Origin of the sequence: Klebsiella sp. 2680 (assembly GCF_900198535.1) — a bacterium.
GTDB classification, from domain to species: domain Bacteria; phylum Pseudomonadota; class Gammaproteobacteria; order Enterobacterales; family Enterobacteriaceae; genus Klebsiella; species Klebsiella indica.
In genome coordinates, this window is record NZ_FZNJ01000002.1 from 345,492 (window position 1) to 361,554 (window position 16,063).

Here is a 16,063-nt window from a genome sequence, read left to right on the forward strand (position 1 = left end):
TTTAAGAGGTATACTCGAAGTCAGAATCAGTATGAATTTGAATCAGTCTGCCACATCACCCATGCAGCCATCGCTTATTTTCTCTTCATAAGCCATTAAGGTGGTGGTAAATGTTATTTAATATTAATAAGATAGAGTCTTGCTCTATAATCAAAACGAAACTATGCGCCTGACATTGTCTTCTCTCCTGGCAGCAGCATCTCTGCTGTGTGGGCATGCTTTTGCCGCGCCCACACAGCCTGCTCACGCCGATATTCGCGATAGCGGCTTTGTGTATTGCGTGAGCGGCCAGGTCAACACCTTCAACCCGCAAAAGGTCAGCAGCGGGCTGATTGTCGACACCCTGGCCGCCCAGCTCTACGACCGACTGCTCGATGTCGACCCCTATACCTACCGGCTGGTCCCTGAGCTGGCAGAAAGCTGGGAAGTCCTGGATAACGGCGCAACCTACCGCTTCCACCTGCGCCCCAACGTACCATTCCAGACCACCGCGTGGTTCAAACCGACCCGTAGTTTTAATGCCGATGACGTCATTTTTACCTTTGGCCGCATTTTTAACCGCGACCATCCATGGCATAACGTCAACGGCAGCAGTTTCCCCTATTTTGATAGCTTACAGTTCGCCGACAGCGTGGAAAGCGTGCGCAAGCTGGATAATCTGACCGTTGAGTTCCGCCTCAAGCACCCGGACGCGTCGTTCTTATGGCATCTGGCGACCCACTATGCCTCGGTGATGTCCGCAGAATATGCCGCAAAGCTGGCGAAGGACGATCGCCAGGAACTGATTGATCGTCAACCGGTCGGCACCGGTCCGTTCCAGCTAGAAGAGTATCGTAGCGGTCAGTATATCCGCCTGCAGCGACATCCGGGCTACTGGCGTGGTAAACCGCTGATGCCGCAGGTGGTCGTCGATCTCGGCTCCGGTGGCACCGGGCGTTTATCCAAACTGCTCACCGGCGAATGCGACGTACTGGCCTGGCCCGCCGCCAGCCAGCTCTCTATATTGCGTGACGATCCGCGTCTGCGCCTGACGCTGCGCCCGGGGATGAATATCGCCTGGCTGGCATTTAATACTGCTAAGCCGCCGCTGGATAACCCGGAAGTTCGTCACGCGCTGGCGCTGGCCATCAATAATCAGCGGCTGATGCAGTCGATCTACTACGGAACGGCGGAAACGGCAGCGTCAATATTGCCCCGCGCCTCCTGGGCTTACGATAATGAGGCGAAGATCACCGAATATAATCCAGCGGAGGCCCGCGCCCGCCTCAACGCGTTGGGACTGGAAAATTTGACGCTTAAACTGTGGGTGCCGACCAGTTCACAGGCCTGGAACCCCAGTCCGCTGAAAACCGCGGAGCTGATCCAGGCGGATATGGCGCAAATTGGCGTGAAGGTGATCATTGTGCCGGTTGAAGGCCGTTTCCAGGAGGCCAGATTGATGGATATGAACCACGATTTAACGCTTTCCGGCTGGGCGACTGACAGTAACGATCCGGATAGTTTTTTCCGTCCGTTGCTGAGCTGCGCGGCGATTGCCTCGCAAACCAACTACGCTCACTGGTGTAATCGTGAATTTGACGAGGTGCTGCAAAAAGCGCTGACGTCGCAGCAACTGGCCTCGCGCATTGAGGCTTATAAAGAGGCGCAGCACATCCTGGCGAAGGAGCTGCCGGTACTGCCTTTAGCCTCTTCTCTGCGTTTGCAGGCCTATCGTTATGATATGAAAGGCCTTGTGCTGAGTCCGTTCGGCAACGCCTCTTTTGCCGGTGTCTCGCGGGAAAAAGAGAATGAGGTGAAAAAACCATGATTATTTTTACCCTGCGCCGCCTGCTTCTGCTGCTGATTACCCTCTTTCTGCTGACCTTTGTTGGTTTCAGCCTGAGCTACTTTACCCCTCACGCGCCGCTGCAGGGCGCCTCGCTATGGAACGCCTGGCTGTTCTGGTTTGAAGGCATACTGCGATGGGATTTCGGCGTCTCCAGCATCAATGGGGAACCCATCGCCAGGCAGCTTAAGGAAGTGTTCCCGGCGACCATGGAGCTCTGTATCCTTGCTTTCGGCTTTGCCCTGATCATCGGTATTCCCGTCGGCATGCTGGCGGGCATTATGCGCAATAAATGGCCGGATACCCTGATCAGCGCCCTGGCGCTGCTGGGCTTCTCCATTCCGGTATTCTGGCTGGCGCTGCTGCTGACCCTCTTCTTCTCCCTCACGCTAGGCTGGTTTCCTGTCTCAGGGCGCTTCGACCTGCTGTATGAAGTTAAATCAGTCACCGGTTTTGCACTGATCGACGCCTGGCTTTCCCATTCGCCCTGGCGCCATGAAATGATCGTCAGCGCCGTGCGCCATATGGTGCTGCCGGTGCTCACCCTCGCGGTCGCGCCGACGACGGAAGTGATCCGTCTGATGCGTATCAGCACCAGTGAGGTGTACGACACCAACTACGTGAAGGCCGCCGCCACCCGCGGCATATCACGGCGAGCGATTTTGCACCGTCACGTGCTGCATAACGCCCTGCCACCGGTGATCCCCCGGCTGGGGCTGCAGTTTTCAACCATGCTGACGCTGGCGATGATTACCGAAATGGTCTTTAGCTGGCCGGGGCTGGGACGCTGGCTCATTAACGCCATTCGTCAACAGGACTACGCCGCGATTTCGGCGGGTGTGATGGTCATCGGCTCGCTGGTGATTATTGTGAATGTGATATCAGATATTCTGGGAGCTATGGCTAACCCACTGAAACATAAGGAGTGGTATGCCCTTCGATAGCGTTTATCTGGAGAAGCGCCCGCCGAGTGCGCTGCGCACCGTATGGCGAAAATTTTACGGCGATACGACCGCCATGATCGGCCTGTACGGCTGCGCGGCGCTGGTGTTGCTGTGCGTTTTCGGCGGATGGTTCGCCCCCTATGGCATCGACCAGCAGTTTCTTGGCTATCAACTGCTGCCGCCATCCTGGTCGCGGTACGGCGAAGTGTCGTTCTTCCTCGGCACTGACGATCTTGGCCGCGATGTCCTCAGCCGCCTGCTGAGCGGCGCGGAGCCAACGGTCGGCGGCGCATTTGTGGTGACGCTCGGCGCAACCTTGCTGGGGTTGGCGCTTGGTGTGTTTGCCGGTTCCACGCACGGGCTACGTTCGGCCGTGATGAACCATATTCTTGATACCCTGCTGTCGCTACCGTCCCTGCTGCTGGCGATTATCGTCGTCGCCTTCGCCGGGCCACACCTGAGCCACGCGATGTTCGCCGTCTGGCTGGCACTGTTGCCGCGCATGGTGCGCTCGGTTTACAGCATGGTACACGACGAGCTGGAAAAAGAGTACGTGATCGCTGCCCGCCTCGACGGGGCGTCAACGCTGAATATCTTATGGTTTGCAGTGCTGCCGAATATCGCCTCCGGCCTGGTCACGGAGATCACCCGCGCCCTGTCAATGGCGATACTGGATATCGCCGCGCTGGGGTTCCTCGACCTCGGCGCCCAGCTCCCCTCCCCGGAGTGGGGAGCGATGCTCGGTGACGCGCTGGAGCTGATTTACGTCGCGCCGTGGACGGTGATGCTGCCGGGTTCGGCAATCATGATAAGCGTCCTGCTGGTTAATCTGCTGGGCGACGGGATCCGCCGCGCAATCATCGCCGGGGTGGAATAATGCCATTACTCGACATCCGTAATTTAACCATTGAATTCAAGACCAACGAAGGCTGGGTTAAAGCCGTCGATCGCGTCAGTCTGACCCTTGCGGAGGGGGAAATTCGCGGCCTGGTTGGCGAATCCGGCTCCGGTAAGAGCTTAATCGCCAAAGCCATTTGCGGCGTGACCAAAGATAACTGGCGGGTCACCGCCGACCGTATGCGCTTCGACGACATCGACCTGCTGCGCCTCTCCGGTCGCGAGCGGCGTAAGCTGGTCGGCCACAACGTGTCGATGATTTTTCAGGAGCCGCAGTCCTGCCTCGATCCTTCTGAACGTATCGGCCAGCAACTGATGCAGAACATCCCTGGCTGGACGTTTAAAGGACGCTGGTGGCAACGTCTGGGCTGGCGCAAACGGCGCGCTATCGAGCTCTTACACCGCGTAGGGATCAAAGATCATAAAGACGTGATGCGCAGCTTTCCTTATGAACTGACGGACGGAGAGTGCCAGAAGGTGATGATCGCCATCGCGCTGGCCAACCAGCCGCGACTGCTGATCGCCGATGAACCCACCAACGCCATGGAAGCCACAACCCAGGCGCAAATCATTCGCCTGCTGACCCGGCTCAACCAAAATAACAACACCACTATTTTGCTGATCAGTCACGATATGCAGATGCTCAGTAAATGGGCGGATAAAATTAACGTCATGTACTGCGGGCAGACGGTGGAGAGCGCGCCGAGCGAAGAGCTGGTGACCATCCCCCATCACCCGTATACCCAGGCGCTGATTCGGGCGATCCCCGATTTCGGCAGCGCCATGCCGCATAAAAGCCGCCTCAACACACTGCCCGGGGCTATACCGCTGCTCGAACAGTTGCCTATCGGCTGCCGTCTCGGCCCGCGCTGCCCCTATGCCCAGCGTGAATGCATCGAGACGCCCCGGCTGGTTGGCGCCCGCAACCACCTCTACGCCTGTCATTTCCCGCTGAACATGGAGAAAGAGTGAAATGGTCGAAACATTGCTTGAAGTCCGCAATCTGAGTAAGACCTTTCGCTATCGTACCGGCTGGTTTCACCGGCAAACGGTGGAAGCGGTCAAGCCGTTGAGCTTTACGCTGCGCGAGCGCCAGACGCTGGCGATTATTGGTGAAAACGGTTCCGGGAAATCAACCCTGGCGAAAATGCTCGCCGGAATGGTTGAACCCAGCACTGGCGAACTGTTGATTGATGATCATCTGCTGGAATTCGGCGATTACTCTTTCCGCAGTCAGAAAATCCGCATGATCTTCCAGGATCCGTCGACCTCGTTTAATCCCCGGCAGCGGATTTCACAGATCCTTGATTTCCCGTTACGCCTGAATACGTCCCTTGAACCCGAGGCGCGACAGAAGCAGATTATCGATACGCTACGTATGGTCGGCCTGCTGCCGGACCATGTCAGCTACTATCCGCATATGCTGGCGCCGGGACAAAAACAGCGTCTCGGCCTGGCGAGAGCGCTGATCCTGCGCCCGAAAGTGATTGTCTGCGACGAGGCGCTGGCGTCGCTGGATATGTCGATGCGTTCGCAGTTGATTAACCTGATGCTGGAATTGCAGGAGAAACAAGGGATCGCCTACATTTACGTTACCCAGCATCTGGGCATGATGAAACACATCAGCGATCAGGTGCTGGTGATGCACCAGGGGGAAGTCGTCGAGCGCGGCAGCACTGCCGATGTGCTGGCTTCCCCACTACACGATCTGACGAAACGCCTTATCGCCGGACATTTCGGCGAGGCGCTGACTGCCGATGCCTGGCGCAAAGACGGCAAGTAAAGCGGAGATTTTTACCGCCATCGACATCCGCGCCGCCAGAAACCTGCGACATCAGACACTGGTGACGGGGAGACGGCATAGCCGTTGCCCGCGATGCCGTGAGGATTGACAGAAAAATATCGTGACACAAGGGGTCGTCAGTGGGATATAATTCCCGGCTAAATTTGAGCTATTCTGAAATAACAACGCCAACCAAAGAGTTGTTAAAGTAACAATAAGCAATAACGATAAGGATTAAAAGCTATGGGTTTTCTTTCCGGTAAGCGCATTCTGATCACTGGCGTTGCCAGTAAACTGTCCATCGCCTACGGTATCGCGCAAGCCATGCACCGTGAAGGGGCTGAACTGGCGTTCACCTATCAGAACGAAAAACTGAAAGGCCGGGTGGAAGAATTCGCTACCGCGCTGGGCTCAAATATCGTACTGCCGTGCGATGTGGCTGAAGATGCCAGCATTGAGTCTCTGTTCACTGAACTGAGCAAAGTATGGCCGAAATTTGATGGTTTCGTACACTCCATCGGTTTTGCTCCGGCTGATCAACTGGACGGCGACTACGTCAACGCCGTCACTCGTGACGGTTTTAAAATTGCCCATGACATCAGCGCCTACAGCTTTGTCGCGATGGCCAAAGCCTGCCGCGGTATGCTGAACCCCGGTTCCGCCCTGCTGACGCTCTCCTATCTGGGCGCAGAGCGCGCAATTCCTAACTACAACGTGATGGGTCTGGCGAAAGCCTCTCTCGAAGCGAACGTCCGTTATATGGCTAACGCAATGGGTCCGGAAGGCGTGCGCGTTAACGCCATCTCCGCCGGTCCTATCCGTACTCTGGCGGCGTCCGGTATTAAAGATTTCCGCAAAATGCTGGCGCACTGCGAAGCGGTCACCCCGATCCGCCGCACCGTCACCACCGAAGACGTGGGTAACAGCGCGGCATTCCTCTGCTCCGATCTGTCTGCCGGTATCTCCGGTGAAGTCGTTCACGTTGACGGTGGTTTCAGCATCGCCGCGATGAACGAACTGGAACTGAAATAAGTTCCTTGCCCTCCTCACGATCGTGAGGAGGGTTCCTGCCCCCCTTCTCAATCACGCTTTCTCCTTCCGTTATTCCAATCTGCTATTTATTAGCACGTATCAATATTTTCTCCCGTATCGGGGTTACGCCAGGATAGTTCAGCATAGCATGACCGCGAAACGGCGGTTTGCCACATACCGAACAAGGAACGCCCATGGAGCAACGCCGCATTTACGGCAAAAACCACTGGTATCATGAGACTCAGGCTACGATCTGCCCGGTGGATGTATTGCCGCTCGTCCCTGAAGCCGCTGATGTCGAAGATCGTTTTCTGCTCGACCTGGTGCTGCCCGACGATCTGCGACAGGCGCATGCACGCTGGCTCACGCCTGCCCGTCAACTGGCCGATGCCCTCTTCCCGGCATCAGTTAACGACGATCGTCTGCCTACATTTAATGCCTACGACCGGCTGAGTACCGCGCTGACCGCCGCCCAGGTTTATGGTGTGCAGCGTCTGTGTAATCATTACGCCGCCCGCCTGGCGCCGCTTCCCGGCCCGGACTCTTCCCGCGAGAGCAACCGCCGCCTGGCGCAGATGACGCAATATGCCCGCCAGCTCGCCAGTTCTCCCTGGGTGATTAACGCGCAGGCTCGTCGTCAGTTAGATGAAGTCGGGCTGAGCCGTGACGACATCATTCTTATCAATCAGATTATCGGCTTTGTCGGCTTTCAGGCCCGCGCTATCGCCGCATTGCAGGCGGCTCAGGGTTATCCGGTACGCTGGCTCCCCGGCATGTCGCAGCAGGAAGATGCGCCGGAAGAAAGCTTTATCTCTGGCGACGTAGACTGGGAACCAGGGATCGACGATTATGGTTTAGGCTACGAAAATGATGAGTATCTGTCGTTATTAGCAAAATGGCAGAATCATCCGGGCCTGTCCGACCTGGCGCCGCTACTGGCAATCCAGGGCCCGCCACTTGATGTACTGGAACAGCTTCTGGCTCATCTTAGCGAAGCGCAACCGTTCGCCGCGCAGGCGGCGCTGGTATCCGCGCGCATTAATGGCAGCATTAGCTGTTTTAACGCCTGGGCCGCACGATATCCGGATTTAGCCCCTCTGACGGCGGCTTTACGTGGTAATGAGCCTGACATTCATCGGTGGGGGAAAAACCACCCCATTGAGTATCAAATTTTACACTCCGCCCGGCTTTTAACCCGTGCACCCGACCGCTTCAGTACCGATCGGTTAACGCTCCTGATCGAACAGGGGCTTTCCCGCACCGCCGCTATCGATCTTCTCGTCTGGTGTGGACTGTGCGGCTGGATGAATCGTCTGAAAATCGCCCTCGGCAACGTCCCTCCTCAGACGTAAAATGCTGAAACATCGCTTGCTGCGGCAGGCATATTCGCGTAAAAATGTCAGCCGCTCTTTTAGCCACGAAAATACGACATTATGTTTCAGGACAACCCGCTGCTAGCGCAGCTTAAACAGCAACTGCATTCCCAGACGCCGCGTGTTGAAGGCGTCGTTAAGGGGACGGAAAAAGGGTTCGGCTTTCTCGAAGTCGACGCCCAAAAAAGCTATTTCATTCCGCCGCCGCAAATGAAAAAAGTGATGCATGGCGATCGTATTATCGCCGTGGTCAATACGGAAAAAGAACGCGAAAGCGCTGAGCCGGAAGAGCTGGTTGAGCCGTTTCTGACGCGTTTTGTCGGCAAAGTTCATAAGAAAGATGATCGTCTTTCCATCGTTCCTGATCATCCGCTGCTGAAAGACGCCATTCCCTGCCGGGCCGTTCGCGGCATAGAGCATGATTTTAAAGAGGGTGACTGGGCCGTAGCCGAAATGCGCAGGCATCCGCTGAAAGGCGACCGCGGTTTCTATGCCGAACTCACCCAGTACATCACCTATGGGGATGACCATTTCGTGCCATGGTGGGTCACTCTGGCGCGTCATCATCTGGAAAAAGAGGCGCCGGGCGGCGTCGCAACTGAAATGCTTGATGAAGGTCTGGAACGCCGCGATTTAACCGCGCTGGCTTTCGTGACCATCGACAGCGCAAGCACTGAAGATATGGATGATGCCCTGTACGCAGAGCAGACCGCTGACGGTAAACTGCACCTGACCGTCGCTATCGCCGATCCGACCGCCTGGATCGCGGCAGGCAGCAAGCTGGACAATACGGCGAAAACCCGCGCCTTTACCAACTACCTGCCGGGCTTCAATATTCCGATGCTGCCACGCGAGCTGTCTGACGATCTCTGCTCCCTGCGCGCCAACGAAGTCCGTCCGGTTCTGGCCTGTCGCATGATTCTGGCTGATGATGGCGCTATCGAAGACGATATTGAGTTCTTCGCCGCCACCATCGAGTCCAAAGCGAAGCTGGCCTACGATGAGGTTTCCGACTGGCTGGAAAACCACGGTAGCTGGCAGCCGGAGAGTGAAACCATCGCGCAGCAAATTAAACTGCTGCAGGATGTCTGCCTGCGGCGTAGCGAATGGCGCCAGAACCACGCGCTGGTGTTCAAAGATCGCCCGGATTATCGCTTTGTGCTGGGAGAAAAAGGCGAAGTGCTGGACATCGTCGCCGAACCGCGCCGTATCGCTAATCGTATTGTGGAAGAGTCGATGATTGCCGCCAACATTTGTGCGGCCCGCGTCCTGCGCGATAAACTCGGCTTCGGCATTTATAACGTTCACACCGGGTTCGATCCAGCAAACACCGAGCAATTAGCGGCATTGCTGAAGACGCACGATGTGCACGTTGATCCAGAGGAAGTATTAACGCTGCAGGGCTTCTGCAAACTGCGTCGTGAGCTCGACGCTCAGCCGTCCGGTTTCCTCGACAGCCGTATTCGCCGCTTCCAGTCATTCGCGGAAATTAGCACCGAGCCGGGTCCGCACTTTGGCCTGGGCCTTGATGCTTACGCAACCTGGACCTCCCCGATCCGTAAGTATGGCGATATGATCAATCACCGTTTGCTGAAAGCGATTATCAAAGGGGAAGCCATCGCCCGTCCGCAGGATGACGTTACGGTACAAATGGCGGAACGCCGTCGCCTCAACCGCATGGCGGAGCGCGATGTCGGTGACTGGCTGTACGCCCGCTATCTGAGCCCTAAAGCCGGAACCGATACCCGTTTTGCCGCTGAAATTGTTGATATCAGCCGCGGCGGCATGCGCGTGCGTCTGGTTGATAATGGCGCGGTCGCCTTTATTCCGGCGCCATTCCTGCACGCCGTACGCGATGAACTGGTTTGCAGCCCGGAAAACGGCACCGTGCAAATTAAAGGCGAAATCGTCTATAAGGTAACCGACGTTATCGACGTTACGATTGCTGAAGTTCGCATGGAAACCCGTAGCGTGATTGCACGCCCCGCGGCCTGATAAACGGCCCTCTACGGCTCCCGCATGTGGAGCCGTATTTCTACCTTTTCCTTGTTTTTCTGGGTATTGCCTGCAACGCTGCGCAGATAAGTGAGTTGTACGTTTTTTTCACTTCTCTTTTTCTTCTATTTTTAGCATCATTGATTTTATTCACATTTATTATCAGGATAACGCCATGTCAGAACTGAATACCCGCCTGCTCGCCCAACGTATCGATACCGTGCTGGATATTCTGGTTGCCGGGGATTATCACTCCGCTATCCATAACCTGGAAATTCTGAAAGCTGAACTGCAGGCGCTTTCCAGCGACGAACAGGAAGAGAAATCCGGTCAGCCTAAAGCGCCGTGGGAAATTTAATAATTTCCTCGTTACCACCGGCCGCATAAGACCACTCGTTAGCCCAAATAGCCCTTAACCGTGATGTTGCTATGAACGCCAGACAACAAAGTATTTTGCAAATGGTCATCGATAAAGGCCGCATCAGCGTGGCCGATCTCGCGAAGATGACCGGTGTCTCTGAAGTCACCATCCGCCAGGATCTGAATTTATTAGAACAGCAGAGCTATCTGCGTCGTACCCACGGCTTCGCGGTTCCACTGGATAGCGAAGATGTGGAAACCCGGATGATGACCCATTTCGCCATCAAACGTGAACTGGCCGCATGGGCTGCTACGCTTGTCTCCTCTGGTGAGACGGTATTTATCGAGAACGGTAGCGGTAACGCTCTGCTTGCGCGTACGCTTGCCGATCGCGGTGATGTTACTATTATTACCGTCAGTAGCTATATCGCGCATCTGCTGAAAGCGTCTCCCGGGGAAGTCATTCTGCTTGGCGGAATTTATCAAAAACGCAGTGAAAGTATGGTTGGCCCGTTGACACGGCACTGTATCCAGCAGGTCCATTTTAGTAAGGCTTTTATCGGTATTGACGGCTGGCAGGCTGAAACCGGATTTACCGGACGGGATATGATGCGAGCCGACGTGGTCAATGCGGTGCTGGAAAAGGGCTGTGAAGCCATTGTGCTTAGCGACAGTTCGAAGTTCAATGTTGTTCACCCCTATCCACTCGGCCCTGTCGGGCGATTTAATCGCCTTATTACCGATAATAATCTTAGCGATGCCGTTCGCAATCAATTAATCGAATGCGGATTAGCCGTCGATATCGTCGACCATCCCTGATTCCCCTTTTTTGCTATTACGCGCGACGCTTTGCCGGACAATGTCCGGCCTGAGTTTCGTCTGAGACTTTTCCGACGCCTCAATTCAGAGTTTTTACCTGCCTGAAAAATTTATAGAAAGTAGAATTAATATTAGCGATATAACAGGAAGTGACTATCACCTGCGTGATTAAAGTAACACCTGCGCAACGAAAGTGACATGGAATAACCCCTGGGCTGGAGTAACACGCTATGCTTAAAGGAAGTTGTATCCATGAATAGATTATTCAGGAGAAAAAAATGATGACTTCAATGAACAAAAAAATGACCGCTGTAGTGCTGGCCGTCACGGTTGCAATGTCTCTGAGCGCTTGTTCTCACTGGTCTAAACGCGACCGCAACACCGCAATCGGTGCGGGTGCCGGCGCTATCGGCGGCGCGGTATTAACGGACGGCAGCACCCTGGGTACGCTGGGCGGCGCGGCAGTCGGCGGGATTATCGGCCACCAGGTGGGTAAATAATATTTACCACGCACTATAAAATTAATTTACAGCCGCTGGCTGATACCCCCGGCAAAAAATTAAGGCCACGATAAATATCGCGGCCTTAATAATTAATTAACCGCCAGCCAGCTTAACTTTCATACCTTTAGCTTCCAGCAACGATTTCAGCAAATCGCGCTTATCGCCCTGAATCTCTATTACGCCATCCTTCACCGACCCACCGCAGCCGCATTTCTTTTTCAGTTCGGCGGCTAGTTTAGCCAGCGCATCATCATTTTCATCAATTCCGCTAATCAGGCATACGCCTTTACCCTTGCGGCCGCTGGTCTGGCGCTGGATGCGCACAATACCGTCTCCTTTCGGACGCGTCTGTACCTGTTTGGGCTCATCAATACGGCCACCATCCGTTGAATACACCAGACGGCTACTGGAATCGCTCATCATGCCCCCTTGTTTAGCGATGCGTTGATGCTGCGCAGCGTGGCAGCCGGATCGGCAGACTGGGTTACCGGACGGCCAATCACCATATAATCGACGCCAGCCGCCTGCGCCTGTTCCGGCGTCATAATTCGCCGCTGGTCGCCGGCATCGCTGCCCAGAGGACGAATGCCGGGCGTCACCAGCTTAAACGCCTGGCCACGTTCTTGTTTGAAACGCACCGCCTCCTGCGCCGAGCAGACGACACCATCCAGACCGCAGCGTTGGGTCAGCGCCGCCAGCTTCGCAGCGTAATCTGCCGGAGAAAGGGAGATTCCCAGCGCCTGTAGATCGCTGGCTTCCATGCTGGTTAACACGGTTACCGCAATCAGCAGCGGCGCGTCACTGCCAAAGGGCAGTAGTGCTTCTCGTGCAGCGGTCATCATGCGCGCGCCGCCAGAGGCGTGAACGTTAACCATCCAGACGCCCAGATCCGCCGCCGCAGCGACCGCACGCGCCGTGGTATTCGGGATATCATGAAACTTGAGATCGAGGAAAACGTCAAAACCACGCTGGTGCAGGTCGCGGACAAACTGCGGCCCGAGCAGAGTAAACATCTCTTTGCCAACCTTCAGACGACAGTCGCGCGGGTCGATACGGTCGACAAACGCCAGCGCTTTATCACGGTTATCATAATCGAGAGCAACGACGACGGGCGAAGATGTGACAACGCGGGAAAAAGATGTAGCAGTAGACGTCATGACCGGACCTTAATTGTTGATAAGCGCCACTGCGGCGCAAGAAAGGTAAACGGCCAGCATTTTACCTGCGATAAAGCGAAAATAACAGGCTGCATTTCCCTCCCTGCCTGGCGATTTGATTACCGGGAGCGGAGGTAACGACGGTCATAACTAATAAGTATGTTGTAACTAAAACGCAGATTTTTTTTAACCTACTGCCCGTCAAGGCCACGAATCGGTTTAATAGTTGACCATGAGCGGCACGACGGGCAGTGCCAGTACAGGGTATGGGAGGTAAAACCGCATTTCTGGCAGCGGTAGCGCGGCTTGCTGCGCACCTGTTCCCCAACCATATGACGCAGAACGCCGAGGCTCTCCTTCGCCCGCCCCTCTTCGGCCTCATTAATATGGTAGTCAATTAGCTTGTGGAAAACGCGCATCGTCGGATGGCGCTCCAGTTGACGGGTAACATAGTTTTGCGCGGGCTCGATTCCTTCCCGTTGTTCGAGAATTTGCGCCAGCATAAGGTCGGCGCTCGCCCCGACATTTTCTTCAGCGCAGCGACGCAAAAACGCCTCCCATTCGCTGGCTTTCCCCAACTGCTGATAACAGGTTTGCAGCATTTCCAGCGTTTCAACAACCAGCTCTTTATCCTGTTCGATAACACGCTCCAGGCTCTCTACCGCTTTCGCGTAGTCGCCCTTTTCCATCCATACCCGGCCCATCATGATAGAAACCCGCGCGGCGGAACGGTCCGCCGCCGCACCTTTTTTCAGCAACGCCATCGCCTTATCCAGATCGTTGCTCGCCATTTGCTGAAGCGCCAGTTCGCACCAAAAATTCGCGATTTCGCCGCGATGTTTCTCTTTCCCCAGCTTTACCAGACGCTCGGCTACCTCAATAGCGGATTGCCAGTCGCTGGTCGCCTGATAGATTTGCAGCAGTTGCTGCAAGGCACCGAGACGAAAATCCGTTTCATCCACCAGTTGCTTGAACATGCCCTCCGCCCGGTCGTAGAGCCCGGCGGCCATATAATCACGCCCGAGCTGTTGTACGGCGAGCAGACGCTGGTCATACGTCAGCGCGGCGCTTTCCATCAGGCTTTGGTGAATACGAATAGCCCGGTCAACCTCGCCGCGCGAGCGGAACAGATTACCGAGCGTGAGATGTGCTTCGACGGTGCCCGTATCCTCTTTCAGCATATCGAGGAAGAGATCGACAGCTTTATCCTGCTGATTGCTCAGCAGGAAGTTTACCCCTGTCACGTAGTCACGCGACAGACGGCTCGCATCGTCCTGTTTGGACTGTTGTGCACTTCTGCGCCCCATATACCAGCCATAAGCAGCGGCAACAGGCAAAAGCAGAAACAACAACTCCAGCATAAAGGGTTATTCCTTTACCACAGGAACACCCGCTTCAGCAGGCGCAACGCTGGCAGGCGCGATCTGGTGCTCCAGACGCTTAATCTTACGCTCTGCGCGCGCCAGCGAGACGCGAACGCGCAGCCAAAAAAGGCCGCAAATCAGCCAGCCGATAGCAAAACCGGCGGCAAAAAGCACGGCCAGCAGCGTCGAAATACGGAATTCACCCTGCGCGAGCAAATAGTTGAACGTGACCAGCTGATCATTCTGGGCCCCCAGCGTCACTGAAATGACGAAGATGGCTAATACCAGTAAGAAAATAAGTAAATATTTCACATGACTTCCCGTTATGTGGGTTGCGCGAAAAAAACCGCGTTCAGCCCTATAAAGTATCATTTTCGCCGCAGCGGTGAAATGGAAAAGCATGATACCAGTACAGGATATGCCGCCTTGTACTGGTAATAGCAACATTATTCCTGTGCTGCGACCCTTTTTTTAATATCCCGTGCTTCTTCACCCGGCGGCAAAAGCGAGCCGCAAAACCGCTGGGCGAGCCAGGTCGCCAGCGTCACCAACAGCCAGGAAATCAGCGTCGCAACGATCAGATCCTGTGGCCAGTGCATCCCCAGCGCCAGTCGGCTCCCCATCACCAGCGTGGCCCACACCAGCAGCAGTCCCATGGTTGCCCAACGACGACGCGGCCACAGCAATCCGACACCGAGCAGCGCCCAACTGGCGGCAAACATCGTGTGACCAGAAGGGAAAGCAAAACCGGTCTCTTTTTGCCAGTGTTTACGCAGGAATGCCGGTATTCTCTGCTCTTGCGCCAGTTGCGCATGCACCAGTTTAGCGCGTTCTTTGCGTTTCAACGCGTAGAATTGATCCACCGGCACCTGCCGCGTCTGTTCCAGCCAGATGACAAAAGGCCGGGGTTCCTGCACCTGGTCTTTGATCCACGACTTCATTCCTTGCCCAATTAAAATCGCCGCAGCAAGGATCAGAAACAGCATAATCGCCGCCCGCAGGCGAAAACGCAGGCACCACAGGAACCAGAGACATAAAATAACATGCGTAATAACGCCCCAGGGTTGCGTCACTGTTTCAGTCACCCAATACAGGGGCTTCATCACCCCTTCCGGTAATCCGGGATGCCATGTCCAGCCGGAAACCCAGACCACCGCGGGCATAACTAATAACACCACCGCCGCAGCGGCGGTTCGTCGGGCAATTAACAGCATCTCGTCTCCTTATCATTGACCTCAATATCATAACGGAAAGTCGCGCGTTTGTGCGCTTTGCGCCCAACTGAGCGCACGCAATTAGGCGAACGTCACGCCATTGTGGCAAAATGATGGCAAACAGAAGCACAGTCAGGTGCTGATAAAATCTGGAGAATCACATGCAGCTTAAACGTGTGGCAGAAGCCAAACTGCCAACGCCATGGGGAGATTTCCTCATGGTGGGTTTTGAAGAACTGGCAACCGGACAGGATCACGTCGCGCTGGTATTCGGCGATATTTCGGGGCAATCCCCGGTTCTGGCTCGCGTACATTCTGAATGTTTAACCGGCGATGCTCTTTTTAGTCTGCGCTGTGATTGCGGGTTTCAACTGGAAGCCGCGTTGTCGCATATTGCCGAAGAAGGGCGCGGTATTCTGCTGTATCACCGTCAGGAAGGGCGCAATATTGGTCTGCTGAATAAAATCCGCGCTTATGCTCTGCAGGATCAAGGCTATGACACGGTTGAAGCCAACCATCAGTTGGGTTTTGCCGCCGATGAGCGTGACTTCACGCTGTGTGCGGATATGTTTAAGTTGCTCAATGTCGATCAGGTTCGTCTGTTAACCAACAACCCGAAGAAGGTCGAGATCCTGAGCGAAGCGGGAATCAATATTGTGGAACGCGTACCGCTGATTGTGGGCCGCAATCCGAAAAATGCCCACTATCTGGATACCAAAGCCGCCAAAATGGGGCACCTTCTGGGCAAATAAAGCCGTTAAGAATACGGGCCAGCATTTGCTGGCCCTTTTGTTTAA

The 16,063-nt window shown here is 55.2% G+C and carries 17 protein-coding genes; 12 read left to right on the forward strand and 5 right to left on the reverse strand.

Annotation, left to right across the window (positions count from 1 at the left end):
* The first annotated feature begins 163 nt into the window (after positions 1–163).
* The 11 genes from sapA (at position 164) to osmB (ending at position 11,528) form a co-directional block, all read left to right on the forward strand.
* Positions 164–1,807, forward strand: coding sequence for an ABC transporter substrate-binding protein SapA (gene sapA, locus FN037_RS09030; protein WP_138362689.1), 1,644 nt, complete (start codon positions 164–166; stop codon positions 1,805–1,807).
* A complete protein-coding gene (gene sapB / locus FN037_RS09035) occupies positions 1,804–2,769 on the forward strand; it encodes a putrescine export ABC transporter permease SapB (protein WP_138362688.1) in 966 nt (321 codons plus the stop codon). Before sapA ends, sapB begins: the two co-directional genes overlap by 4 nt.
* A complete protein-coding gene (gene sapC / locus FN037_RS09040; RefSeq protein ID WP_142502056.1) occupies positions 2,756–3,646 on the forward strand; it encodes a putrescine export ABC transporter permease SapC in 891 nt (296 codons plus the stop codon). Before sapB ends, sapC begins: the two co-directional genes overlap by 14 nt.
* Complete coding sequence (gene sapD, locus FN037_RS09045; RefSeq protein WP_138362686.1) at positions 3,646–4,638, forward strand: putrescine export ABC transporter ATP-binding protein SapD; 993 nt, start codon at positions 3,646–3,648, stop codon at positions 4,636–4,638. Before sapC ends, sapD begins: the two co-directional genes overlap by 1 nt.
* Position 4,639: 1 nt before the next feature.
* On the forward strand, positions 4,640–5,449 hold the full coding sequence (gene sapF, locus FN037_RS09050; protein ID WP_138362685.1) for a putrescine export ABC transporter ATP-binding protein SapF: 810 nt from the start codon (positions 4,640–4,642) through the stop codon (positions 5,447–5,449).
* A gap of 243 nt (positions 5,450–5,692) precedes the next feature.
* The gene (fabI, locus tag FN037_RS09055) at positions 5,693–6,481 is read left to right on the forward strand and encodes an enoyl-ACP reductase FabI (RefSeq protein WP_138362684.1); all 789 of its coding nucleotides are present in this window, start codon (positions 5,693–5,695) and stop codon (positions 6,479–6,481) included.
* A gap of 194 nt (positions 6,482–6,675) precedes the next feature.
* A complete protein-coding gene (locus FN037_RS09060; RefSeq protein ID WP_142502057.1) occupies positions 6,676–7,833 on the forward strand; it encodes a carboxymuconolactone decarboxylase family protein in 1,158 nt (385 codons plus the stop codon).
* 81 nt (positions 7,834–7,914) lie between these two features.
* On the forward strand, positions 7,915–9,849 hold the full coding sequence (locus FN037_RS09065; protein ID WP_142502058.1) for an exoribonuclease II: 1,935 nt from the start codon (positions 7,915–7,917) through the stop codon (positions 9,847–9,849).
* A gap of 175 nt (positions 9,850–10,024) precedes the next feature.
* Positions 10,025–10,207 (forward strand): hypothetical protein, encoded by a 183-nt coding sequence (locus tag FN037_RS09070; RefSeq protein WP_138362681.1) that lies wholly within the window; start codon positions 10,025–10,027, stop codon positions 10,205–10,207.
* A 71-nt stretch (positions 10,208–10,278) separates the two neighbouring features.
* On the forward strand, positions 10,279–11,028 hold the full coding sequence (locus tag FN037_RS09075; protein ID WP_138362680.1) for a DNA-binding transcriptional regulator YciT: 750 nt from the start codon (positions 10,279–10,281) through the stop codon (positions 11,026–11,028).
* Between the two features lie 278 nt (positions 11,029–11,306).
* Positions 11,307–11,528 (forward strand): osmotically-inducible lipoprotein OsmB, encoded by a 222-nt coding sequence (gene osmB / locus FN037_RS09080; RefSeq protein WP_138362679.1) that lies wholly within the window; start codon positions 11,307–11,309, stop codon positions 11,526–11,528.
* A gap of 96 nt (positions 11,529–11,624) precedes the next feature.
* Here the strand turns inward: osmB and yciH are convergent, their stop codons facing one another.
* The 5 genes from yciH to pgpB all read right to left on the reverse strand — a co-directional run bounded on the left by yciH (position 11,625) and on the right by pgpB (position 15,266).
* Positions 11,625–11,951 carry a stress response translation initiation inhibitor YciH gene (gene yciH, locus FN037_RS09085; protein ID WP_142502059.1) on the reverse strand — a complete coding sequence of 109 codons (327 nt, stop codon included), beginning with the start codon at positions 11,949–11,951 and terminating at the stop codon, positions 11,625–11,627.
* A complete protein-coding gene (pyrF, locus tag FN037_RS09090) occupies positions 11,951–12,688 on the reverse strand; it encodes an orotidine-5'-phosphate decarboxylase (RefSeq protein WP_138362678.1) in 738 nt (245 codons plus the stop codon). The genes yciH and pyrF overlap by 1 nt, the downstream gene beginning before the upstream one ends.
* Positions 12,689–12,879: 191 nt before the next feature.
* Positions 12,880–14,049, reverse strand: coding sequence for a lipopolysaccharide assembly protein LapB (lapB, locus tag FN037_RS09095; protein WP_138362677.1), 1,170 nt, complete (start codon positions 14,047–14,049; stop codon positions 12,880–12,882).
* Between the two features lie 6 nt (positions 14,050–14,055).
* Complete coding sequence (locus tag FN037_RS09100) at positions 14,056–14,364, reverse strand: LapA family protein (RefSeq protein WP_142502060.1); 309 nt, start codon at positions 14,362–14,364, stop codon at positions 14,056–14,058.
* Positions 14,365–14,498: 134 nt separating this feature from the next.
* Positions 14,499–15,266: a phosphatidylglycerophosphatase B gene (gene pgpB, locus FN037_RS09105; RefSeq protein ID WP_142502061.1), complete on the reverse strand. Its 768-nt coding sequence runs from the start codon at positions 15,264–15,266 to the stop codon at positions 14,499–14,501.
* Positions 15,267–15,427: 161 nt separating this feature from the next.
* Between pgpB and ribA the strand changes: the two genes are divergently transcribed.
* Positions 15,428–16,018 carry a GTP cyclohydrolase II gene (gene ribA / locus FN037_RS09110; protein WP_138362674.1) on the forward strand — a complete coding sequence of 197 codons (591 nt, stop codon included), beginning with the start codon at positions 15,428–15,430 and terminating at the stop codon, positions 16,016–16,018.
* Positions 16,019–16,063: the final 45 nt, after the last annotated feature.